The 21,539-nt window shown below is 73.4% G+C and carries 22 protein-coding genes and 1 tRNA gene; 14 read left to right on the top strand and 9 right to left on the bottom strand.

All coding sequences use genetic code 11. The features are described 5' to 3' along the window. Positions 1–13: 13 nt before the first annotated feature. From ACI793_RS04525 to ACI793_RS04515, 3 genes are all read left to right on the top strand, one after another. Positions 14–781: a uracil-DNA glycosylase gene (locus tag ACI793_RS04525; RefSeq protein WP_456605168.1), complete on the top strand. Its 768-nt coding sequence runs from the start codon at positions 14–16 to the stop codon at positions 779–781. Positions 782–825: 44 nt separating this feature from the next. Continuing rightward, positions 826–902 (top strand) — tRNA-Leu (locus ACI793_RS04520). Between the two features lie 135 nt (positions 903–1,037). Next, positions 1,038–1,862, top strand: coding sequence for a Bax inhibitor-1/YccA family protein (locus tag ACI793_RS04515; RefSeq protein WP_456605167.1), 825 nt, complete (start codon positions 1,038–1,040; stop codon positions 1,860–1,862). 145 nt (positions 1,863–2,007) lie between these two features. Here ACI793_RS04515 and ACI793_RS04510 read toward each other — a convergent pair whose 3' ends face one another. Together ACI793_RS04510 and ACI793_RS04505 are read right to left on the bottom strand one after the other, a co-directional pair. After that, a complete protein-coding gene (locus ACI793_RS04510) occupies positions 2,008–3,228 on the bottom strand; it encodes an acetyl-CoA C-acetyltransferase (protein ID WP_456605166.1) in 1,221 nt (406 codons plus the stop codon). Positions 3,229–3,363: 135 nt separating this feature from the next. After that, positions 3,364–4,392, bottom strand: coding sequence for an SGNH/GDSL hydrolase family protein (locus ACI793_RS04505; protein ID WP_456605165.1), 1,029 nt, complete (start codon positions 4,390–4,392; stop codon positions 3,364–3,366). Positions 4,393–4,469: 77 nt separating this feature from the next. Here ACI793_RS04505 and ACI793_RS04500 point away from each other — a divergent pair, with 77 nt between their 5' ends. Continuing rightward, positions 4,470–5,834: a DUF2252 domain-containing protein gene (locus ACI793_RS04500; RefSeq protein ID WP_456605164.1), complete on the top strand. Its 1,365-nt coding sequence runs from the start codon at positions 4,470–4,472 to the stop codon at positions 5,832–5,834. Here ACI793_RS04500 and ACI793_RS04495 read toward each other — a convergent pair. Genes ACI793_RS04495 through ACI793_RS04485 form a run of 3 tightly spaced genes read right to left on the bottom strand, consistent with a single transcriptional unit; the run spans position 5,800 to position 9,773 of the window. After that, complete coding sequence (locus ACI793_RS04495; protein ID WP_456605163.1) at positions 5,800–6,291, bottom strand: GNAT family N-acetyltransferase; 492 nt, start codon at positions 6,289–6,291, stop codon at positions 5,800–5,802. The two genes, ACI793_RS04500 and ACI793_RS04495, sit on opposite strands and share 35 nt — an antisense overlap. A gap of 25 nt (positions 6,292–6,316) precedes the next feature. After that, positions 6,317–8,305, bottom strand: coding sequence for a VWA domain-containing protein (locus tag ACI793_RS04490; RefSeq protein ID WP_456605162.1), 1,989 nt, complete (start codon positions 8,303–8,305; stop codon positions 6,317–6,319). A 1-nt stretch (position 8,306) separates the two neighbouring features. Then, a complete protein-coding gene (locus tag ACI793_RS04485) occupies positions 8,307–9,773 on the bottom strand; it encodes a sigma 54-interacting transcriptional regulator (protein WP_456605161.1) in 1,467 nt (488 codons plus the stop codon). Positions 9,774–9,974: 201 nt separating this feature from the next. Here ACI793_RS04485 and ACI793_RS04480 point away from each other — a divergent pair, with 201 nt between their 5' ends. The 3 genes from ACI793_RS04480 (at position 9,975) to ACI793_RS04470 (ending at position 13,916) form a co-directional block, all read left to right on the top strand. After that, positions 9,975–10,973 carry an ATP-binding cassette domain-containing protein gene (locus ACI793_RS04480; protein WP_456605160.1) on the top strand — a complete coding sequence of 333 codons (999 nt, stop codon included), beginning with the start codon at positions 9,975–9,977 and terminating at the stop codon, positions 10,971–10,973. Further along, positions 10,970–11,776 carry an ABC transporter permease gene (locus ACI793_RS04475; protein ID WP_456605159.1) on the top strand — a complete coding sequence of 269 codons (807 nt, stop codon included), beginning with the start codon at positions 10,970–10,972 and terminating at the stop codon, positions 11,774–11,776. The genes ACI793_RS04480 and ACI793_RS04475 overlap by 4 nt, the downstream gene beginning before the upstream one ends. A 79-nt stretch (positions 11,777–11,855) precedes the next feature. After that, the gene (locus ACI793_RS04470; RefSeq protein ID WP_456605158.1) at positions 11,856–13,916 is read left to right on the top strand and encodes a M3 family metallopeptidase; all 2,061 of its coding nucleotides are present in this window, start codon (positions 11,856–11,858) and stop codon (positions 13,914–13,916) included. 25 nt (positions 13,917–13,941) lie between these two features. Here ACI793_RS04470 and ACI793_RS04465 read toward each other — a convergent pair whose 3' ends face one another. Both ACI793_RS04465 and ACI793_RS04460 read right to left on the bottom strand, forming a co-directional pair. Then, the gene (locus ACI793_RS04465; protein ID WP_456605157.1) at positions 13,942–14,178 is read right to left on the bottom strand and encodes a hypothetical protein; all 237 of its coding nucleotides are present in this window, start codon (positions 14,176–14,178) and stop codon (positions 13,942–13,944) included. Between the two features lie 74 nt (positions 14,179–14,252). Beyond that, a complete protein-coding gene (locus ACI793_RS04460; RefSeq protein ID WP_456605156.1) occupies positions 14,253–14,513 on the bottom strand; it encodes a GNAT family N-acetyltransferase in 261 nt (86 codons plus the stop codon). 315 nt (positions 14,514–14,828) lie between these two features. Between ACI793_RS04460 and ACI793_RS04455 the strand changes: the two genes are divergently transcribed. Further along, positions 14,829–15,755: a DUF5996 family protein gene (locus ACI793_RS04455; protein WP_456605155.1), complete on the top strand. Its 927-nt coding sequence runs from the start codon at positions 14,829–14,831 to the stop codon at positions 15,753–15,755. Between the two features lie 13 nt (positions 15,756–15,768). Here ACI793_RS04455 and ACI793_RS04450 read toward each other — a convergent pair whose 3' ends face one another. Both ACI793_RS04450 and greA read right to left on the bottom strand, forming a co-directional pair. Then, the gene (locus ACI793_RS04450) at positions 15,769–16,089 is read right to left on the bottom strand and encodes an RNHCP domain-containing protein (protein ID WP_456605154.1); all 321 of its coding nucleotides are present in this window, start codon (positions 16,087–16,089) and stop codon (positions 15,769–15,771) included. 7 nt (positions 16,090–16,096) lie between these two features. Beyond that, on the bottom strand, positions 16,097–16,600 hold the full coding sequence (gene greA / locus ACI793_RS04445) for a transcription elongation factor GreA (RefSeq protein WP_456605153.1): 504 nt from the start codon (positions 16,598–16,600) through the stop codon (positions 16,097–16,099). A gap of 245 nt (positions 16,601–16,845) precedes the next feature. On the opposite strand from greA, the gene mca reads away from it, so the two are divergent. From mca to ACI793_RS04415, 6 genes are all read left to right on the top strand, one after another. Further along, positions 16,846–17,733: a mycothiol conjugate amidase Mca gene (mca, locus tag ACI793_RS04440; RefSeq protein WP_456605152.1), complete on the top strand. Its 888-nt coding sequence runs from the start codon at positions 16,846–16,848 to the stop codon at positions 17,731–17,733. Continuing rightward, positions 17,730–18,056 (top strand): hypothetical protein, encoded by a 327-nt coding sequence (locus ACI793_RS04435; protein ID WP_456605151.1) that lies wholly within the window; start codon positions 17,730–17,732, stop codon positions 18,054–18,056. The genes mca and ACI793_RS04435 overlap by 4 nt, the downstream gene beginning before the upstream one ends. Before the next feature lie 95 nt (positions 18,057–18,151). Beyond that, a complete protein-coding gene (locus ACI793_RS04430) occupies positions 18,152–18,748 on the top strand; it encodes a hypothetical protein (protein WP_456605150.1) in 597 nt (198 codons plus the stop codon). A gap of 23 nt (positions 18,749–18,771) precedes the next feature. Further along, the gene (locus ACI793_RS04425) at positions 18,772–20,022 is read left to right on the top strand and encodes a geranylgeranyl reductase family protein (protein ID WP_456605149.1); all 1,251 of its coding nucleotides are present in this window, start codon (positions 18,772–18,774) and stop codon (positions 20,020–20,022) included. 60 nt (positions 20,023–20,082) lie between these two features. Further along, positions 20,083–20,445 carry a PadR family transcriptional regulator gene (locus tag ACI793_RS04420; RefSeq protein ID WP_456605148.1) on the top strand — a complete coding sequence of 121 codons (363 nt, stop codon included), beginning with the start codon at positions 20,083–20,085 and terminating at the stop codon, positions 20,443–20,445. Continuing rightward, positions 20,442–21,530: an HAAS signaling domain-containing protein gene (locus ACI793_RS04415; protein ID WP_456605147.1), complete on the top strand. Its 1,089-nt coding sequence runs from the start codon at positions 20,442–20,444 to the stop codon at positions 21,528–21,530. Before ACI793_RS04420 ends, ACI793_RS04415 begins: the two co-directional genes overlap by 4 nt. Positions 21,531–21,539 lie beyond the last annotated feature (9 nt).

Raw genomic sequence — 21,539 nt, 5'->3', positions numbered from 1 at the left:
TCTGCTTCGGGGCGTGGCAGTCGACGCCGGAGGCTTTCCCGTCACCCGGACCCCCGCCGGGGTGGTGCGTGGCGCCCGCGCCACCCGCGAGCTCACCGTCCTCGACGACCGGATCTCCGGCTGCTACGCCTGCCCGCGGCTGGTGGCGTGGCGCGAGGAGGTCGCGCGGGTGAAGCGCGCATCGTTCCGCGAGGAGGACTACTGGGGCCGGCCGGTGCCCGGGCTGGGTCCCGCGGACGCCCGCATCGCCGTCGTCGGCCTGGCCCCGGCCGCGCACGGCGGCAACCGCACCGGGCGGGTGTTCACCGGCGACCGCAGCGGGGACTGGATCTTCGCCGCGCTCTGGCGGGCCGGTCTGGCCAACCAGCCGACGTCGACGCACCTCGGCGACGGCCTGGAGCTGACCGACGTGCGGGTCGCCGCGGCGGTGCGCTGCGCCCCGCCGGGCAACTCACCCACCCCCGAGGAGCGCGACACCTGCTCCCCGTGGCTGGCCCGCGAGCTGGACCTGCTGCCGCGGCTGCGGGTGGTCGTGGTGCTCGGGGGGTTCGGGTGGACGGCGCTGTGGCCGGTGCTGGCCGCCGCCGGCTACGCGATCCCGCGGCCCCGCCCGGTCTTCGGGCACGGGGCCGAAGTGGAGCTGGCGGGACCGCGCGGGCCGCTCACCGTGCTGGGCAGCTACCACGTCAGCCAGCAGAACACCTTCACCGGCAAGCTCACCGAGCCGATGCTCGACGCCGTCCTCACCCGGGCGACGGACCTGGCCGGCTCGGCCCACTGACCCGGCGGCGCTAGCGTGCAGGCCAGGCAACCGCAGATCGAAGCGCCCCCGTAGCCCAACTGGCAGAGGCAGACCCCTTAAAAGGGTTCCAGCGTCGGTTCGAACCCGACCGGGGGCACCAGCGGAACGCCCTGGACGACCGGGGGTAACAGGTGCGACACGCCGGAACTACTCGGCCCGCCGGAGCGTTGACCAGACCGAGTGGAGTGCACCACCGTGTACGCCACGATCCAGCGGTCACCTCGAGGAGATGACGATGCCCAGCAGCAACCCGGCGTTCAAGGGCCTCGGCGGCGCCGGCAACGGCCAGAACGCGGCCTGGGGCGCCCAGCCCCAGTACGGCGCGCCCGGCCAGTACGGCGCCCCTGCCCCGCACGACCCCTACGCGGCGCCGTCGCCCTACGCGGCGACCGGTACGCAGTACCTCACGATGGACGACGTCGTCCAGAAGACCGGGCTGTCCTTCCTGGTCACCGTGCTCTCGGCGGCCGTCACCTGGGCGATGGTCCCCGACGACCTCGCCCTGGGACTGGCCATCCCCGCCGTGCTCGTGGCCTTCGTCCTCGGTCTGGTGATCGCGTTCAAGCAGATCGCCAACCCGGTCGCCACGCTGTCCTACGGTGCGCTCTACGGCGTCGCGCTCGGCGCGATCAGCGAGATGTTCAACGAGCAGTACTCCGGCATCGTCGTGCAGGCGCTGATCGGCACCTTCGGTGTGTTCGCCGGGATGCTCGTCGTCTACAAGACCGGCGCCATCCGGGTCACCCCGAAGCTCACCAAGTGGGTCCTGGCGGCTGGTATCGGCGCTCTCGTGCTCATGCTGGTCAACTTCGGTGCCGCGCTGATCGGCGGCGGCGACGGTCTGGGTCTGCGCTCCGGTGGGACGCCGGCGATCCTGTTCAGCCTGGTCGTGATCGGTATCGCGGCGTTCTTCCTGCTGCTGGACTTCGACATGGCCGACGAGGCCATCCGTCGCGGTGCCCCGGCGAAGTTCGCCTGGTACATCGCCTTCGGTCTGCTCCTGACCGTGATCTGGCTGTACATCGAGATCCTGCGTCTGCTCAGCTACTTCCGCGAGTGAGCTGAACCCGCACGACACGACAGTGGCCCGGTCCCCGCGAGGGGGCGGGGCCACTGTTCTGTCCCGGCCGACATGCAGGTCGGCCCGGAACGACAACGGCCCGGCCCCCCTGAGGGGCCGGGCCGCTGTGCGTTCTAGCGCTGGATCAGGAGAGGCGCTCGATGACCATCGCCATGCCCATGCCGCCGCCGACGCACATGGTCTCGAGACCGAACGTCTTGTCGCGGGTCTGCAGGCCGTTGATCAGCGTGCCGGTGATGCGGGCACCGGTCATGCCGAACGGGTGGCCGACGGCGATGGCGCCACCGTTGACGTTGAGCTTGTCGATGTCGATGTTCAGGTCCCGGTAGCTCGGGATGACCTGAGCGGCGAAGGCCTCGTTGATCTCCACGAGGTCGATGTCGTCGATGCTCATGCCCGCGCGCTTGAGGGCCAGCTTCGAGGCGTCGACCGGGCCGTAGCCCATGATCTCCGGCGAGAGGCCGGTGACCGCGGTGGAGACGATCCGGGCCAGCGGGGTCAGGCCCAGCTCGGCGGCCTTGGTGTCGCTCATGACGACCACGGCGGCGGCGCCGTCGTTCAGCGGGCAGGCGTTGCCGGCGGTGGCGCGGCCGTCGGGGCGGAAGGCCGGCTTGAGGCCGGACAGACCCTCGACGGTGGTGCCGCGGCGGGGGCCGTCGTCTTGGCTGACCACGGTGCCGTCCGGCGTCGTGACGGGGGTGATCTCCCGCGCCCAGAAGCCGTTGTCGATCGACTCCACGGCCAGGTTCTGGCTGCGGGCGGCGAACTCGTCCATCTCCTGGCGGGAGACGTCCTTGATCAGCGCGAGGTTCTCGGCCGTCTGGCCCATGGCGATGTAGACGTCCGGGATGTCGCCGCCGTCGCGCGGGTCGACCCAGGTGTCCGCGCCGCTCTCGGCGGCCTTGGCAGCCTTGGCCTGCGCCTCGTTGAAGACCGGGTTCTTCGTGTCGGGCAGGCCGTCGCTGTTGCCCTTCACGAAGCGGGACACCATCTCGACGCCGGCGGAGATGAAGACGTCGCCCTCGCCGGCCTTGATGGCGTGCATGGCCATGCGGGTGGTCTGCAGGGACGAGGAGCAGTAGCGGGTGATCGTGGTGCCGGGCAGGTGGTCCATGCCCATGAGGACGCTGACGACGCGGCCCATGTTGTAGCCCTGCTCACCGCCGGGCAGGCCGCAGCCGAGGATCAGGTCGTCGATGTCACGGGGGTCGAGCGCCGGCACCTTGTCGAGGGCGGCGCGCACGATGGTGGCGGCGAGGTCGTCCGGGCGCATGTCCTTCAGCGAGCCCTTGAAGGCGCGGCCGATGGGGGAGCGGGCGGTAGAGACGATGACTGCTTCGGGCATGAATCCTCCACGATGAGGGGGTCCGGCCGCGATCGCCGGACGTCGGGTCGCCCTTGAAGTTACCCCCGCCCCTTCGCGCGCTATGAGCCGCGGCACACGAGCGTCCGCTCTGTGGCCCGCGTCACTGCCGGAGCCTCAGCCGGGAACCGACTCCTGCTCCGCCTGCTCGAGCTGCTCCACCTGGTCCACGGCGGGGATCTCCTGGCGACGGCGACGGCGCAGCAGCGCCCAGCCGCCGCCGGGCTCCGGTCCCGGCCCGGCGACGTCGGCGGGCTGGACCTCGCTGCCGGTGCGGCTCGCGGCGCGCGCGGCGGCGCTGGCGACCGGACGCACGGACTCCCGCCGCAGCGGTCCGCGCCGACGGTCGGCGGCGGCCGGCCAGACGCCGAGCGCGTCGGCGACCGAGGGCAGGATCACCGCCGCGGCGTGCGCGTAGCCGTACGCGCTGGGGTGGAACTCGTCCCGGCTGAACAGCGAGCGGTCGGTGGCGAAGGTGGGCCCGAGCACCGAGCCCAGCGAGACGGTGCGGCCGCCTGCCTCGACGACGGCGATGGTCTGGGCGGCGGCCATCTGCCGGCTCCAGCGGCGGGCGAGCGTGCGCAACGGCTGGCCGATCGGCCGGATGGTGCCGAGGTCGGGACACGTGCCGACGACCACCTCGGCGCCGGCGGCGGTGAGCCGCCGGACCGCGTCCCCGAGGTGGCGGACGGAGACCGCCGGGCGGGTCCGGCTGGTGACGTCGTTGGCGCCGATCATGATCAGCGCGACATCGGGCCGCTCCTCGAGCGCGGCATCGACCTGCGCGTCCAGTTCGGGGGACTTCGCGCCCGACACGGCCAGCCGGGTGAGCCGCACGGGCCGCTCGGCGAGCTCGGCCAGCGCCGAGGCGATGAGGACACCGGGTGTCTGGGCGGCGCGGTCGACACCCAGACCGACGGCGCTGGAGTCCCCGAGCACGGTGAAGGAGATCGGTGTGCCGCGCCCCCGGCCGTACACGCCGTTGCCCGACGGCGGATCCGGCTCCCGCCGGGCGTCCACGCGCCGCCGCGCGGCGCGGGCCTCCTCGCGGAGCAGCGTGACCAGGAGGGCGCCGGCCAGGGTGACCCCGCCACCGCCGTAGGCGGCGCCGGTCGCCAGCCGGCGGGCTGCGCTCGCTCGGATCACGGTGCCTCCTCCCGGTCGTCGTCAGGGCCGATCGCGGTCGTGCCCACCGAGGTTATCGACCGCCTACCGTGCAAGCTGTGGCCCTCTCCCCCTCAGGTGTGACCCAGTCCACAGATGATGACGAGCGGAGCCGGTTGATCGTCGACGTCCTGGTCGACGCGTTCGCCGACCTGATGGCCGCCGACGCCGACGCCTTCCGCACCAAGTTCCGCAAGATGGCCGCGGACCCGTTCGCCTTCTACCGGGGGAGCGCCTGCCTGTTCTACGCGGACATGGCGACCAGCGAGGACCGCTGGTGTGACGAGCGGACGTCGCGGGTGTGGATCCACGGTGACCTGCACGCGGAGAACTTCGGCACCTACATGGACGCCAACGGCCGGATCGTCTTCGACGTCAACGACTTCGACGAGGCCTACCTGGGCCACGTCAGCTGGGACCTGCGGCGCTTCGCCGCCAGCTTCGCCCTCATGGCCTGGCGCAAGGCCTTCTCCGACGAGGTGATCGGCGAGCTGCTGGCCGTCTACCTCGACGCCTGGCTCGACCAGGTGGAGGCCTTCACCCGCTCGGATGCCGACCGGGAGTTCGCCCTCGTCGCCGGCAACACCCACGGCGCGGTGCACGACCTGATCCGCGCGACGGCCACCCGCACCCGCCTGGGGCTGCTGCAGCGGATGACCGTGATCGAGGAGGACGAACGGCGCTTCGCCGACTCCCCGCGCAACCGGCGGCTGGGCGACGCCGAGCACGCCGAGGTGCTCGAGGCGCTGGAGCGGTACAAGGCCACGCTGCCCCCTCGGCCGTGGCGGCGGGAGGTGGCCTACGAGGTCAAGGACCTCATCGGCACCGGCGGCTTCGGCATCGGCAGCGCCGGGCTGCCCGCCTACAACGTGCTGCTGGAGGGGTACGACGAGGCGCTGGAGAACGACGTCGTGCTGTCGATCAAGCAGGGCAACGTGCCCGCGCCCAGCCGGATCGTCGACGACCCGGAGATCCGCGGGTACTTCGAGCACGAGGGGCACCGGACAGCGGTGAGCCGGCGGGCGCTGCAGTCGCACGCCTCCCAGTTCCTGGGTCACACGGACATCCGGCGGACGGGCTTCGTCGTCGCCGAGCTGTCGCCCTACGAGCTCGACCTGGACTGGGACGACCTCACCGAGCCCGCCGACATCCGGCCGGTCCTGGAGCAGCTCGGGCGCGCGACGGCGAAGCTGCACTGCGTCGGGGACGCCGACAGCGACCACGCGCTGGTCCCCTTCCAGACCGAGGAGGCGATCGTGGCCATGCTCGGCGGACGCCGGCAGGAGTTCGTGGACGACCTGGTCGGGTTCGCGCACTCCTACGCCCGGCGCACCCAGGAGGACTTCCGACTCTTCGTCGACGCCTTCCGCGCCGGCCGCATCCCCGGGATCAGCTCGAGCGTGGCCCCGTCCGGGCCGAGCTGACGGCGGCGGGGACGACCATCCCGACGTGTGGGCCGATGCCGGGCTTGTCCTGCTCGTCGGTGACCACGGTGAAGCCCAGCCGGACGTAGAAGCCGACCGCGGTGGTGCGCGCGTCGCACCAGACGAGATCTGCGCCGTGGGCTGCGACCCGCGCCAGCCCCTGTTCCACCAGGGCGCGCCCCACGCCCGCGCCCCGCACCGACGGATCGGTGGCCATGCCGCGCAGTTGCCAGGCGGTAGTACGGGCTCCCGGCCGGTACGGGCAGGCGGCAGGGACGAAGCGGACGACACCGACGACGCATCCGTCTGCGGTCCGGGCGGCCAGGTGGAGGGTGCCCGGAGGGTCCGCCGGCCGTGCGTCGGGACGCCCGTCGCGGAGGACGTCCCGCCAGAGCGGGTACGTCGCCTCCGCGGTGGCCTCGCCGACGACGAGGCCGGTCGTCCTCCCGGTCACCACGCCCCTGTCCGCTGTCCGCCTGCGGTCAGCGGGTGCGGCGTCCCTTCCGGGCGCGCAGGTAGTCGGCGACGACGAACTCGCCGAGCCGGTCGCTGTCGGGCGTGAACACCCGTCCGCCGGCCCGCTCGGTGAGGTCGTGCACGAAGTGCACCAGTCCCGGGTCCGGATCCAAGGCGAACACGTTCACCGTGGCGCCGGACCGCGCCACCCGCTCCACCTCGGCGACGGTGCGCGCGATCGTCTCGGGCATCGGCGGCCAGCAGAAGAACGGCGTCCCGTCGTCCTCCAGGTGCGCCGTCGGCTCGCCGTCGGTGACCACCAGGACGACCGGCTCGGCATCGTGGTGCTTGGCCAGGAACCGCCGCGCCAGCATCAGGCCGTGCTGCAGGTTGGTGCCCTGCAGCGTGTCCACCGAGAGCTCCGCGAGCGTCGACGGTGCCAGCACCTGGGCGGTCGAGGCGAACCCGATGATCTCGATGGCGTCCTGCGGGAATCGGGTGGTCACCAGGGAGTGCAGGGCCATCGCGGTCGACTTCGCCGCCCCCCACGTGCCGCGCAGCGCCATGGAGTACGACAGGTCGACCAGCAGCGCGACCGCCGCACCGGTGCGCCGCTCGGTCTCGACGACCTCGAAGTCCTCGACGGCGATCCGGACCCGGCGGCTGTCGTCGGAGCGCGGCTCGTGCGCCGTCCGCAGCACGGCGTTCTTCACCGTGCGGACGACGTCCAGCGGCTGCTCGTCGCCGAAGCGCCACTCGCGCGAGCTGCCGGTGAGCTCGCCGGCCGAGCCCGCGTCGGCGACGTCGTGGTCGCCGCGGCCGGCGGCGTCTAGCTGGGCGAAGACCCGCCGCAGCGCGGTCGCCCCGAGCCGGCGCACGGCCTTGGGGGAGAGCTCCAGCTTGCCGCCGGAGCGGTTGAGGTAGCCCTGCCGCTCGAGCTCGGTCTCCATCTGCCGCAGTGCGGCGAGGTCGTCGACGGCGGGCCGGCCGAGCGCGCGCTCGAGCAGCTCCTCGTCGATGTCGGCCAGCGAGGCCCCCGCGTACCCCTGCGAGAGCTGGTTGGACAGCGCCTCGAGGTCGGCGAGCTCGGCCACGGCGGAGGTGGCGTCGCCCATGCCCAGGGCCTGCTCGCCGTCGGGCACCTGCCCCCGCCGTCCCCAGGGGAGGTCGGGGCGCGCCTGGCGCAGCGCGTCCCCGAGGTGGGCCATCTCGCTGGCCAGGCCCATGTCCTCCATGGTCTGGGCCATCAGGTCGGCGAGCTCGGCCCGCTGCTCGGGCGAGAGCCCGGCCATCATCCGCTCCTGCGCCGCGGCGCGGCGGGCGAGGGAGTCGATGAGCTCCTCGACCGTCTGCGGGTCGTCGGGGAAGAACTGGCCGTGCTTGTCCATGAAGTCGGCGAAGCGCTCGTCGGTGTCCTCGCCACGGTTGTGCGCGTCGACGAGCTGCGAGAGGTCGGCGACCATGTCCTTGATCGCCTGCATGTCCTGCTCGCCGGCGTTCTCCAGCGCCTGCTTCATCGAGGCGAAGGAGCTGTCGAGCACCTCGCGGCGGAGCAGATCCTGGATCTGGTCGTAGGCCTGCCGCGCCTCGTCGGAGCGCCACTGCCAGTCCTTGAGCGCGCGCACCGCGCCCGCGGTGTCCTCGGGCAGCGCGTCGAGCTCGCCCTCGGCCAGCCGGGCGGCGTCGTCCGGATCCGGGAACAGCGCCCGGCGCTCGGCCTCGAGCGCCCGGTCCAGCAGCTCGCGGACCTCTTCCAGCGTGCCGTCCATCCGGCCCGCGGTCCGCGCCTTGCGCAGCCGTTCGCGGACCGAGCGCCGCAGCTCGTCCAGGCCGCGGCGTCCCTCGGCGCCGCGGCGGAGCAGTTCGCGCAGCGCCTCGCGCACCCCGCTGCCACCCAGGACGGAGTCGCCGATCTCGTCGACGGCGTTGGCCAGGTCGTAGGGCGGCGCGAGCGGGTCGGGCCCGCCGCGCCAGCGTCCGTAGCGGTACCCCTTCGGGCCCCGGCGGGTGGTCATCTCAGGCCCCGTAGATCGTGCGGCCGCCGTCGGTGTCCTTCGCCAGCCGCCGGGTCAGGTACAGGCCCTCCAGGGCGAACTCCACCGCGGCTGCGGCCTGCTCGGCGGACTGGTCGCCCTCGGGGACGCCGAGCCGGCCCAGCAGCTCGGCCAGCTTCGGGATCGTGCCCAGCTGCCCGAGCAGGGCCGGTGCGCTCACCAGCTCACCGGACTCCACCGTCTCCCCGCCGGTGAAGTGCTCCTGCAGGCCGGTGAGGTCCAGGCCCGCGCACCGGGCGCGGAACGTCTGCGCGGTCGCCTGACGGAGGAGGTGGTCGAGGATCTCCAGCTCCCTGCCGTCGTCGTTGTCGCTGCCGGAGTCGGCGAACTCGATCTTGCCGCGGCTGGCGGGGACGACGCTGGGCAGGTCGACCACGCGGGCGACGGGCCGGCTCTCCCCGGCGATGGCCGCCCGGCGGACGGCGGAGGCCGCCACGGTCTCCAGGCCGGCGATGGCGAAGCGCGCGCTGACGCCGGAGCGCTGGTCGACGTGCGTCGACTCGCGGACCAGTCGGGTGAAGCGGGCGACGATCTCGACCAGGTGGTCGGGCACGAGGGGGGCGCTCTGGCCGTCGCCGCCCAGGGCGGAGGTCTGCGCCTCCTGGTGCAGCAGCCGGATCTCGTCGGCGAGCTCGATCGGGTAGTGGGTGCGCACCTCGGCGCCGAAGCGGTCCTTGAGCGGGGTGATGATCCGGCCGCGGTTGGTGTAGTCCTCGGGGTTGGCGCTGGCGACCAGGAGCAGGTCCAGCGGCAGCCGGACGCGGTAGCCGCGGATCTGGATGTCCCGCTCCTCCAGGACGTTCAGCAGCGCCACCTGGATCCGCTCGGCGAGGTCCGGGAGCTCGTTGACGCTGAAGATGCCGCGGTTGGTGCGCGGCACCAGGCCGTAGTGGACGGTCTCCGGGTCACCGAGCGTGCGTCCCTCGGCGACCTTGATCGGGTCGACGTCGCCGATGAGGTCGCCGACGCTGGTGTCGGGGGTGGCCAGCTTCTCGCCGAAGCGCTCGCTGCGGTGCAGCCAGCCCACGGGGGTGGCGTCACCGTGCTCGGCGATCTGCCGGTGCGCCCAGACGCTGATCGGGGCCAGCGGGTGCTCGTTGAGCTCGCTGCCGGTCAGCACCGGGGTCCACTCGTCGAGCAGGCCGACGAGCGTGCGGATCAGCCGGGTCTTGCCCTGGCCGCGCTCGCCCAGCAGCACCAGGTCGTGCCCGGCGATCAGGGCCCGCTCGACCTCGGGCAGCACGGTGTCCTCGAACCCCACCATGCCCGGCAGGCTGGGCTCGCCGCGGCCGAGGCGGGCGAGCAGGTTGGCACGGATCTCGGCCTTGACGGGGCGGGGCACGGCGCCGCTCGCGCGCAGCTCGCCCAACGTCGTGGCAGCGGGGGAAGGGGTGGTCGGTCCGGCAGCGACGCCGGTGGTGTCCGTCACCCCAGGAACGGTACGACGCTCGCGGCGGGAACGGGGCCCGAACCGTTCGCCTCGGCGCTGGACACCGCACGGCCGATGACTTCGCGGCTCCTCGCCGGTCACCGTCTGCATGGATCCGTTGCGCGCTCGCCGCCGTCCGTTCCTCCGCCGTCGGCGAAGAAGCGTCGGGAAGTGTCGGTACCCGGCCCTACGGTCGCCCGCATGACCGACGCGATCGTGGTCGAGGGGCTGGTGAAGCGCTTCGGTGCCACCACCGCCCTCGACGGAGTGGACCTGACCGTCACCGAGGGGTCGGTGCTCGGGCTGCTCGGCCCCAACGGTGCCGGGAAGACCACGGTGGTGCGCATCCTGAGCACGCTGCTGGAGCCCGACGCGGGGCGTGCGCAGGTCGCCGGGCTCGATGTCGTGCGCGACGCCGACGCGGTCCGGGCCGCCATCGGGCTCACCGGCCAGTACGCCGCCGTCGACGAGTACCTGACCGGCTACGAGAACCTGGAGATGGTGGGCCGCCTGTACCGGCTGTCCAAGGCCCAGGCCCGCAGCCGGGCCGGCGAGCTGCTGGAGCGGTTCGACCTGACGGGCGCGGCGAACCGCCCGGCGAAGACCTACTCCGGCGGCATGCGCCGCCGGCTGGACATCGCCGCCTCGTTGATCAACCGCCCGCGCGTGCTCTTCCTGGACGAGCCGACGACCGGCCTCGACCCGCGCAGCCGGCTGGCGATGTGGGAGTTCATCGCGGAGCTCGCCGACGGCGGCACGACCATCCTCCTCACCACGCAGTACCTGGAGGAGGCCGACCGGCTGGCCGACCGGATGGTGGTCATCGACTCCGGCACGGTCATCGCCCGCGGCACCGCCGACGAGCTCAAGGCCCAGGTGGGTGGGCAGCGCCTGGAGTTCACCGTCACCGACGCCGCCGTGCTGCCGGCCATGGTGGCGGAGCTCCGGCCGCTGGCGGTCGACGAGCCGCAGGTCGACGTCGCCGGCCGGCGGCTGTCCCTGCCGGTCAGCGGCGGCGCCGAGGTCCTGGCGGAGGCGCTGCACCGGCTCGACGGCTCCGTCGCGCAGATCGTCGACGTCGGGCTGCGCCGGCCCGACCTTGACGACGTGTTCCTCGCCCTCACCGGCCGCGTGGCCGAGGAGGTCGTACCTGACGACGAGCAGCCGGTCGAACCGGCCGTGACCGGAGGAACCCGATGAGCAGCCTCGCCGCGACGCTGACCGACAGCGCCGTCATCACCAAGCGCAACCTGATCAAGGTCAAGCGGGTGCCCGACCTGATCGTGTTCGCAACGCTGTCGCCGATCATGTTCGTGCTGCTGTTCCGGTACGTCTTCGGCGGCGCCATCAACCTGCCGGACGGCATCAACTACGCCGAGTTCCTGCTGCCGGGCATCTTCGCCCAGACCGTGGTCTTCGGGTCCACGGTCACCGGCGCCTCGATCGCCGAGGACCTGCAGAAGGGGCTCATCGACCGGTTCCGGTCGCTGCCGATGTCGCGCGCGGCGGTGCTCATCGGCCGGACGGTCGCCGACGCCGGGTTGAACGTCATCTCGATCACGGTGATGGCCCTGACCGGGCTGGCGGTCGGCTGGCGGATCAACTCCTCGGTGCTCGAGGCGGCCGGCGGGTTCCTCCTGCTGCTCGTCTTCGCCTACGCGGTCAGCTGGCTGATGGCGCTGGTCGGGCTCCTGGTGCGCACACCGGAGGTCGTGAACAACGCCAGCTTCATGGTGATCTTCCCGCTGACCTTCGCGTCGAACGCCTTCGTGCCGCTGGAGTCCTTCCCCTCGGTGCTGCGTGTCTTCGCGGAGTGGAACCCGGTGTCCACCGTGGTCCAGGCGGCGCGGGAGCTGTTCGGCAACACGGTCCCCGGGGCGCCGGTGTCCGAGGCCTGGCCGCTGCAGAACCCGGTGCTCTACACGTTGCTGTGGACCGCGGTCATCCTGGCCGTGTTCGTGCCGCTGTCGGTGCGCGCCTACCGCCGCACCGCCGCGCGCTGACCCGTCTGTCGCGGCCCATGCGCGCTCCCGGACCGCCCGCCGCAGCGGGGTCGGTCCGGGAGCGACAGGATGGGCCTTGATGAGCGCCGCAGACACCGCACCGGTGACCCCCGCCAATCCGTTGTTCCGCCCCTCGCCGCTGCCGTTCGGTCTGCCGCCGTTCGGCGAGATCACTCCGGAGCACTGCCGGGAGGCCCTGGTGGCGGGGATGTCCGAGCAGCGCGCGGAGGTAGCGGCGATCGTGGCGTCCGACGAGCCGCCGGGCTTCGAGAACACCGTCGTCGCGATGGAGCGCTCCGGCCGCCTGCTCGCCCGTGCGTGGGGCGTGTTCGGCAACCTGACCTCGTCGGTCTCCACGCCCCGGCTGCGGGAGATCGAGCGCGAGATCGCGCCCCTGGCCGCCGCGCACTCCGATGCACTGCGGCTGGACCCCGCGCTGTTCGGGCGTATCGCGGCCGTGCACGAGGCGCGCCACGACCTGGGGCTCGACGCCGAGTCGGTCCGCCTGGTGGAGCGCTACCACCTGGACTTCCTGCTGGCCGGCGCCCAGCTCGATGACGCGGGCCGGGCGCGGCTCACCGAGCTCAACCAGGAGCTGTCGGGCCTGTCCACGACCTTCGGGCAGAACCTGCAGCTGGCCACCGAGGCGGCGGCGGTGCACGTGACCGACGTCGACGAGCTGGACGGGCTCGCTGCGGAGGAGATCGACGCCGCACGGACCGCGGCGGCCGACCGCGGGATCGAGGGCTGGCTGCTGCCCCTGCTGCTGCCCACCCGGCAGCCGCTGCTGGCCAAGCTGCGGAACCGCGACCTGCGCCGCCGGGTGCACGAGGCGTCGGTGGGCCGGGCGTCCTCCGGCGAGCACGACAACGGGCCGGTGGCCGTGCGCGTCGCCAGGCTGCGGGCCGAGCGGGCACGCCTGCTCGGCTTCGCCACGCACGCCGACCTGGTGCTGGCCGACCAGACCGCCCGCACCACCGAGGCGGTCGACGCGATGCTCGCCTCCATGGTGCCGGCGTCGGTGGCCAACGCACAGGCCGAGGCCGAGGTGCTCGCGGAGGCGGCCGCCCGCGACGGCGTGGAGCTGGCGCCGTGGGACTGGGCGTTCTACAGCGAGCAGGTGCGCGCCGAGCGCTACGCCGTCGACACCGCCGCCCTGCGGCCGTACTTCGAGCTGGACCGGGTGCTCCTCGACGGGGTCTTCCACGCGGCGGAACTGCTCTACGGCTTCCGCTTCACCCCGCGCCCCGACCTGGCCGGCTACCACCCCGACGTGCGCGTCTGGGAGGTCTCCGACGCCGACGGGTCCGCGCTGGGGCTCTACCTGGGTGACTACTACGCCCGCGAGGGCAAGCGCGGCGGCGCCTGGATGAACTCCTTCGTGACCCAGTCGCGGCTGCTCGGAACGCTGCCGGTCGTCGTGAACAACCTCAACGTCTCGCGTCCGCCCGCCGGCCAGCCGGCGCTGCTGACGCTGGACGAGGTCGACACGCTGTTCCACGAGTTCGGGCACGCGCTGCACGGCCTGAGCTCGGCGGTGACCTACCCGCGGTTCGCAGGCACCAGCGTGCCGCGCGACTTCGTCGAGTTCCCCAGTCAGGTCAACGAGATGTGGGCGACGTGGCCGGAGGTCCTCGCCCACTACGCGCGGCACGTCGACACCGGTGAGCCGCTCCCCGCTGCGGTCGTCGAGGCGGTCGACGCCGCCCGCCTCTGGGGCGAGGGGTTCGCGACGCTGGAGTACCTGGCGGCCACGCTGCTCGACCAGGCCTGGCACCGGATCCCGCCCGACGCCGAGATCGGCGACCCGGTGCAGTTCGAGCGGGAGGCGCTGGAGAAGGCCGGCGTCGCCTCGGAGCTCGTGCCGCCCCGCTACCGGACCACGTACTTCAACCACGTCTTCGCGGGGGGCTACTCGGCCGGCTACTACTCCTACATCTGGTCGGAGGTGCTCGACGCCGACACCGTCGACTGGTTCCGGGAGAACGGCGGCCTGACCCGCGCGAACGGCGACGCCTTCCGGCAGAAGCTGCTCGCCGTCGGCGGTTCGGTCGACCCGCTCGAGGCCTTCCGCGCCGTCCGCGGTCGCGACGCCGACCCGGCCCCGCTCCTGCGTCGCAGAGGCCTGGCCCCGGCCTGACGGCGTCCGGGGAAGGGCGGTCGTCCTAGTCCGGGTACACGTCGTCGACGAACTCCGGGACCTGGCCGGCGGGGAAGCGCTCGTAGCCGGCCGGGGGCTCCTCGCCGTCGGGGACGCACGCCAGACCGCCGTCCGTGGAGTCCGTCGTGCGGACCGGGTACTCGCCGGAGCTGCAGACCCGTTCCTGCAGCGAGCAGCCGCTGGCGCCGAGCGCCGCCCCGACGACGAGCACGGACAGCACGGTCACCACGGTTCTCGGCACGGCGTCCAACCTACGGACCGCCGCGCGTGGCTGACCGTGCGGAGGTGATCGCCGGGGAGGCCCACTGGCATCGGTCAGGCGAGGCGGGCATGGAGGTGCATGTCGTGCCATCCGTCCTGGTGCAAGCCGGCCCGCCGCTTGGTCCCCTCGAGGTCGAAGCCGGTCTTCTCCGCCACGCGGCACGAGGCCCGATTGCGGGTGGAGTGCTGGAGCTCCAGGCGCTGCAGGCCGAGGTCGAACGCCAGGCCGCCACGGCCTCGACGGCGGCGGGCGCCACCCCCGTTCCCCGTGTCCAGGGAGCCGTCCAATACCGCGGCGCGTCCTCGGCGAGCCATGGACGCAGGGTGAGATCGCCGGCCTGCAGGGTGGGCTGCTACTCGGGCAGCCCGGTGAGGACAGGCGGGACGAGCGCTGGCATGCGCCGAGGCCAGGGCGCCCGGTGCGCCGACGGCCAGGATTGCCACGGCCCGCGACGCCGAACCCCGGTTCACCCTCGGCCGCCGGGTCTCGCGGCCGGCTGGGGGATCCAGGGCCAGGCCCCGGCGCCGCAGCTTTCCCGGCACGGGCATGATCGGCCGGGAGGAGGCAGCTCCTCCCGGTCCCCGGTGTCCCGCGCACCGGCGGCCCGCCCGTCCCGTGGAGGTCATCGCATGGAGCTCTTCCCGCCGGTCCCGTACGCGGGGTGGTCGGACACGCTGGCGACGGTGCACCGGTTCGCCCAGGTGGTCGGCCGTGTCCGGCTGCTCGCCAGCCCCCGGCGCAATCACTGGTGGAACGTGCCCTTCCACCTGTCCGGCCGGGGCATCACGACCCGGCCGATGGGGCTGGATCCGACCTTCACCATCGACCTGGACCTGCTCGACCACCGGGTCGACGTGAGCACCGTGGCGGGCCGGCGGGCATCCTTCGGCATGGTCGGCCGGTCCGTGGCCGACTTCCACGGCGAACTGCAGAGCGCGCTGGCCGCGGTCGGGGTCCGCGGCGTGGACATCGGCTCGGCCCGTCCGTTCGACCTGCCCGACGCCGACCGACCCTTCGCCCAGGACACCGAGCACGCGACGTACGACCCGGCCGCGGTGACCCGCTACTGGCAGGTGCTCAGCCAGGTCAACCTCGTCCTCGAGGAGTTCGCGGGCCGGTTCTCCGGCAAGACCAGCCCGGTGCACCACTTCTGGCACACCTTCGACATCGCGGTCACCCGGTTCTCCGACCGGGTCGTGCCACCTGCGGACGGCGCCGATCCCGTCACCCGGGAGGCGTACTCCCGGGAGGTCGTCAGCTCGGGCTTCTGGTTCGGCGATCCCACGTTCCCCGAGCCGGCCTTCTACTCCTACACCGCTCCGGAGCCCGCCGGCCTGGCCGATGCCCCCCTCCCGGAGGGCGCGACCTGGCTCGAGCGCGGCGGCAGCCATCTGGCCGTCCTGCCCTACGACGCCGCCCGGGCCGCCGACGACCCGCGAGCGGCGGTGCTGGCCTTCCTCGAGGCGGCGTACCTCGCCGGGGCGACCCGGGCCGGATGGGACGTCGAGGGCTTGGCCTGCCGCGACGGGATCACCGACCCGGTGCTCGGGGGCTGAGCGCAGGACCCGGTCACAGCCAGGGGAGCGACAGCACCAGGTCCAGGTCGTCGGGCGACTCGCCCTCGCGGACCAGCCGGTTGGGCTGGCGGTGGCCGCACGCCGTGCAGCGGTGCACCACCTGCCAGCCCTTGCCCGACTTCTCCACCAGCCCGATCGGCTCCATGGGCTGCCGGCACTCGCTCGCCCGGTCCCCGGGCAGGTCGTCGACGTGCAGCGACCACAGGCAGTACGGGCAGTGGTTGCGGTAGTGCCCGTCGGTGTTCGCGGGCACCGGGGTCGTGCAGTGCACGCAGGCGAACCCGGTGTTCTCGGCCCGACGGGAACGGGTCACCGGCGGGTCAGGGGACGAACGGCTCGACGCCGACGACCTCGACGGTCATGTCGCGGCCGTTGGGCGTCTGGTAGGTCACCGTCGCACCCGGGGCGGCACCCATGATCGCCGAGCCCAGGGCCGACTCGGGGGAATAGACGGTGAGGTCGGTGGTGCCGGCGATCTCGCGCGAGCCGAGCAGGAACTTCTCGGTCTCGTCGTCACCGGCGAACTTGATGGTGATCACGGTGCCCAGCGCGGCGTTGGTCGCCGTCGTCGGGGGCTCGCCGACCTGGGCCTTGCGCAGCAGGTCGGTCAGCTGACGGATCCGGCCCTCCTGCTTGCCCTGCTCGTCCTTGGCGGCGTGGTAGCCGCCGTTCTCCTTGAGGTCGCCTTCTTCGCGGCGGGCGTTGATCTCCGCGGCCATGGCCGGGCGGTTCGCCACCAGCTGGTCGAGCTCGGCCTTCAGCCGGTCGTAGGCGTCCTGGGTCAGCCAGACGCCCTGGTCCTGCTCGTCAGTGGGGGTGGACACGACGGACTCCTGAGAATCGGGAGGCCGCCCCCGAACGGGGACGGCCGATGGTCGAACGGCCAAGCTAACACCGCGCGGAGGCCGGATGCACGGATCCGCGGGGCAGCTCCAGAGTTGCGGAACGGTACCGGACCGGGCGTGACGAGCAGCACATTTCACCCGTCCAGGGCACTGATCTGCGTCGTCCCGGCGGCGGCTGCGGGACGGTCCGCCGGCTCTCCGGCGGGACGGGGGACAATGCTCCGGTGACCCGACCCGACCAGCTGCGCCTGCTCGCCGTGCACGCCCACCCGGACGACGAGTCGAGCAAGGGCGCCGCCACCATGGCCAAGTACGTCGCCGAAGGCGTGCGCGTCATGGTGGCCACCTGTACCGGTGGCGAGCGCGGCTCCGTGCTCAACCCCGCGATGGACCGCCCCGAGGTCTGGGAGCGGCTGCCCCAGATCCGGGTCGAGGAGATGGCCAGGGCCCGCGAGATCCTCGGGATCGAGCAGGAGTTCCTCGGCTTCGTCGACTCCGGCCTCCCCGAGGGCGACCCGCTGCCCCCGCTGCCGGAGGGATGCTTCGCCCTCGTGCCGCTCGAGGAGGCCGCCGCACCGCTCGTGGCGCTGATCCGCCGGTTCAGGCCGCAGGTGATCACCACCTACGACGAGCGCGGGGGCTATCCCCACCCCGACCACATCAAGACCCACGAGGTCTCGATGTACGCCTTCGACGCCGCGGGTGACCCCGACCGGTACCCGGAGCTCGGCGAGCCGTGGCAGGCGAGCAAGCTCTACTACCACATGACGTTCTCGCTGCCCCGGACCAAGGCGCTGCACGAGGCGATCCTGGCCACGGGGGCGGAATCGCCCTACACCGAGTGGCTGGCCAACTGGGATCCCGCGCGCGACATCTCGCACCGGGTGACCACGAAGGTGCCCTGTGCGGAGTACTTCTCCGTCCGGGACGCCGCGCTGATCGCGCACGCCACCCAGATCGACCCGCTCGGCCGCTGGTTCGCCTGCCCGATCGAGACCCAGCAGCAGATCTGGCCGACCGAGGACTACGAGCTCGCCCGCTCGCTGGTCGACGTCCCCGTGCCCGAGGACGACCTGTTCGCCGGCCTGCGCAGCGAGGTGGGGGTCCGATGAGCACCGCCGTCGAGGCCGTCCTGGCCGCCGAACCGCAGTTGCCGGAGGACATCGGCAAGGCGGGTCCGCTGGGCCTGCTGCTGATCGTCGTCCTGCTCATCGCCGTGGCCCTGCTGGTGAAGTCCATGTCCGGGCACCTGAAGAAGCTGCCCCGCAGCTTCGACCCCGACGAGGCCGCGCCCGAGGTACCCGACAGCCCCGCGGAGCTCGTCGACCGGGAGCCCGGCGCCGAGGTGCTGGACAGCCTGCGCCGCCGGCCGTTGGCGATCGAGCCGCCGCGGGGCGACGACGGCCGGCCGGAAGGACCCGCTGCCCGGGGCTGACGCCGTTCGCCCTCGGCGCAGCGCCGACCCTTCCGGCCGGTGCTACGCGACCTACTGTGTAAGCGCGTAATCAACCGCTGCCACGGGAGGCCGCCATGCACGCACACCGTTTCGCCGACGCCGACCTCGGTGCCGCCTTCCGCCGCGGGCGGGCGCGCGGATCCGGCGGTCGTGGGCAGGAGGCGCCCCCGGTCGAGCGCGCCGAGGTGGCCGGCTGGTTCGCCGGCCGGCTGCCGGACGGCTGGTTCACCGGGCCGGTCGAGCTCACCATCGACCGCGACGAGATCACCGTGGTCGGCACGCTGCCCGAGCCCTCCGCCGGGGAAGGCGACGCCGCGGCCGCGCAGGCCGGGCGGATCGCCCGGTTCCGCGAGGACACCCGCCAGGAGCGCATGGGTATCGCGGACGCCGCCCAGCAGCGGTACGGCCGCTCGGTGGCGTGGGGTGCCGCCTGTGGCGGCAGTCGGGAGCTGTTCACCACCCTGTCGGTGCCGGTGATGACGCGACTGCGCCAGCCCGAGCGGCTCGTCCTGGACACCCTGGTGGACGCCGGGGTCGCCCGGTCCCGGTCGGAGGCGCTGGTCTGGGCCGTGCGCCTGGTGGGCCGCAACGCCGAGGACTGGCTGGCCGAGCTGCGCGCGGCCATGGCCTCGGTGGAGGAGGTCCGGGCGCGGGGGCCGCAGGCCGACTGAGCCGACCAGGGACACTGGGCTCCGTGTCCGCCAGCCCCGTCCCCGCCGCGACCGATGTGCTCGTGGTCGGGGCCGGCCCGGCAGGCTCCGCAGCCGCGGCCTGGGCCGCCCGCTCCGGCCGAGACGTCGTCCTCGCCGACGCCGCCGTCTTCCCCCGGGACAAGACCTGCGGCGACGGCCTGACCCCCCGCGCGATCGCCGAGCTCGACCTGCTCGGACTCGGGGACTGGGCCCGCGGGAAGGCGCGCAACCGCGGGCTGCGGGCGGCGGGCTTCGGGCGGGAGTGGCAGCTGCCCTGGCCGGGTGGCGAACTCCCCGACCACGGCAGTGCGGTACCGCGCACCGAGCTCGACGCGCGCATCCGGCAGGTGGCCCTCGACGCCGGGGTCCAGGCCATGGACGGCGCACGGGCCGTCGACGTCGAGCGGGACGGCGAGCAGGTGCGGGCGGTGGTCTTCGAGCACCCCGGTGGGGAACGGTCCACGGTGTCCTGCCGGAGGCTCGTCGTGGCCGACGGGGTGCGCTCGCCGCTGGGCCGGGTGCTCGGCCGCGAATGGCACCGCGACACCGCCTACGGGGTGGCCGCGCGCGGGTACGTGCGCTCCGGCCGCAGCGACGACGAGTGGATCTCCTCGCACCTGGAGCTGCGCGGGGTCGACGGCGAGCTGCTCTCCGGCTACGGCTGGATCTTCCCGCTCGGCGCCGAGGCCGGTGAGGTGAACATCGGCGTCGGGACGCTCGCGACGGCCCGCCGTCCGGCCGGGGTGCAGCTCAAGCCGCTGCTGGAGAACTACACCGACGCCCGGCGGGGCGAATGGGGGATCGACGGTCCCGTCCGGTTGCCGGCATCGGCGCTGCTGCCCATGGGCGGCGCGGTGTCCGGGGTGGCCGGGGTCAACTGGGCGCTGATCGGCGATGCGGCCGGCTGCGTGAACCCGCTCAACGGCGAGGGGATCGACTACGGCCTGGAGACCGGCCGGTCGATCGCGGGCCTGCTGGACGAGCCCGACTGGTCGGCGGCGTGGCCCGCCACGCTGCGGCGGCACTACGGCGAGGCGTTCTCCATCGCCCGGCGGCTGGCCGGGCTCCTGACGATCCCGCGGTTCCTCCCCGCCGCCGGGCCGGTGGGCATGCGGTCCCGCCCGCTGATGACCGTGGCGCTGCGCGTGATGGGGAACCTGGTGACCGAGTCCGATCGCGATGCCACCGCCCGGCTGTGGCGGGCGGCCGGACGGCTCTCGGTGCGCCTGGACGACCGCCCGCCCTTCAGCTGACCCCGCCGTCCGGCGCGCCCGGACCGCTGCTGCGTGCGGTACTGCGCATTGAGCAGTAGTGTGCAGCGCAACGACCGGGAGGCGCACATGGACACCACGCAACTGCTCAAAGGAGTGCTGGACCTCGCCGTCCTGGCCGTCCTGGACGACGAGGACGGCTACGGCTACGACGTGGTCCGGCGGCTGCGCGCTGCCGGCCTCGACGACGTCGCCGACGCCTCGGTCTACGGCACCCTGCGCCGGCTGTTCGCCGCCGGGCACCTGACCTCCTACGTCGTCCCCTCCGTCGAGGGACCGCACCGCAAGTACTACGGCCTGAACGCGTCGGGTCGCGCCGAGCTCGAGGGCTCCGCGAAGACCTGGTCGAGCTTCGCCGACACGATGGCGGCCCTCCTGGCCGCGCGGAAGGAGGTGGCGGCATGACCGCTCCTCAGCAGGCCGAGCCGGACGTCGAGGTGCGCGCCTACGCCCGCCAGGTGCGTGCCGCGCTGGCCGACGTCCCGGCCGAGCGGCTGGCCGAGCTGCTGGAGGATCTGGAGGAGCACCTGGTGGAGGTGGCCGCCGAGGGAGGTGAGCCACTCGCCCTCCGACTGGGGCCGCCGGCCGAGTACGCCGCCGAGCTGCGTCGTGCGGCCGGCCTGGCCGAGCCGTCCGAGCCGGTGGAGCACGCCGCCCCGGCCGGCCCGTCGTGGAATGCCGGCCTCTCGGCCCACCTGGACCGGCTGACCGCCACCCGCCAGTACGCAGCGGTGCGCGACTTCCTGCCCGAACTGCGGCCGGCCTGGTGGGTGCTGCGCGCCTGGGCCCCGCTGGTCGCGGTGGACGCCGTCCTGTTCGGCAGCACGTCGTTCCCCGTGCCCTCCCTCGGGCTCAGCCCGCTCGTCGGGCTGGTGCTCACCGGAGCGGCGATCGCCTGGTCGGTGCGCCGTGGTCTGCGTGTCCGGGAGAACCCCGAGCTGGCCGACCCGCGGCTGGGGGTCGTGGTGAACGGAGGGCTGGCGCTGCTCGCGCTGGTCGCGCTCATCGCCGTGGCCGACCAGCCCGAGCCGGCCATGGCCTACTCCTATCCGGAGCAGGGGCCCATGACGCTGAGCCACGACGACGGGACACCCATCACCAACATCCACCCCTACTCCGCCACGGGCGAGCCGCTGAGTGGCGTGCTGCTCTACGACCAGGACGGCCGCCCGATCGACAACCTCAGCACCTACACCGCCGAGGGCGGGGAGGTGCAGCGGCTGGACGAGGACCCGCCGGCACCGGCGAACGCCTTCCCGCAGGAGCAGCGGGTGCTCACCTACGACGAGCGGGGCAACCGGGTCTGGGTGCGGCCCAGCACCGGGCCGGGCGCCTCGCCCTCGCCGTCGGCACCTGCCGGCGACCCTGCCCCCGAGGTGGAGCCGCTGCCCGGGTCCGACGTCGAGCCGCTGCCCGGACCGGCGGTGGAACCGCTGCCCGGGCCCGACGTCGAGCCGCTGCCCGGACCGGCGGTCGAACCCGCCCCCTGAGGCTCGCCG

This window comes from Blastococcus sp. SYSU DS0617 (assembly GCF_054051075.1).
The sequence above is the reverse complement of the archived record's forward strand: the minus strand, read 5'-3'. Positions and strand labels throughout refer to the sequence as shown.

Excerpts from the sequence above, each read along its gene's own strand:
- ACI793_RS04515 (WP_456605167.1), top strand. The coding sequence starts at position 1,038 with ATGCCCAGCAGCAACCCGGCGTTCAAGGGCCTCGGCGGCGCCGGCAAC.
- ACI793_RS04510 (WP_456605166.1), bottom strand. The coding sequence starts at position 3,228 with ATGCCCGAAGCAGTCATCGTCTCTACCGCCCGCTCCCCCATCGGCCGC.
- ACI793_RS04490 (WP_456605162.1), bottom strand. The coding sequence starts at position 8,305 with ATGACCACCCGCCGGGGCCCGAAGGGGTACCGCTACGGACGCTGGCGC.
- ACI793_RS04480 (WP_456605160.1), top strand. The coding sequence starts at position 9,975 with ATGACCGACGCGATCGTGGTCGAGGGGCTGGTGAAGCGCTTCGGTGCC.
- ACI793_RS04475 (WP_456605159.1), top strand. The coding sequence starts at position 10,970 with ATGAGCAGCCTCGCCGCGACGCTGACCGACAGCGCCGTCATCACCAAG.
- ACI793_RS04470 (WP_456605158.1), top strand. The coding sequence starts at position 11,856 with ATGAGCGCCGCAGACACCGCACCGGTGACCCCCGCCAATCCGTTGTTC.
- ACI793_RS04460 (WP_456605156.1), bottom strand. The coding sequence starts at position 14,513 with ATGGCTCGCCGAGGACGCGCCGCGGTATTGGACGGCTCCCTGGACACG.
- ACI793_RS04455 (WP_456605155.1), top strand. The coding sequence starts at position 14,829 with ATGGAGCTCTTCCCGCCGGTCCCGTACGCGGGGTGGTCGGACACGCTG.
- ACI793_RS04435 (WP_456605151.1), top strand. The coding sequence starts at position 17,730 with ATGAGCACCGCCGTCGAGGCCGTCCTGGCCGCCGAACCGCAGTTGCCG.
- ACI793_RS04430 (WP_456605150.1), top strand. The coding sequence starts at position 18,152 with ATGCACGCACACCGTTTCGCCGACGCCGACCTCGGTGCCGCCTTCCGC.
- ACI793_RS04415 (WP_456605147.1), top strand. The coding sequence starts at position 20,442 with ATGACCGCTCCTCAGCAGGCCGAGCCGGACGTCGAGGTGCGCGCCTAC.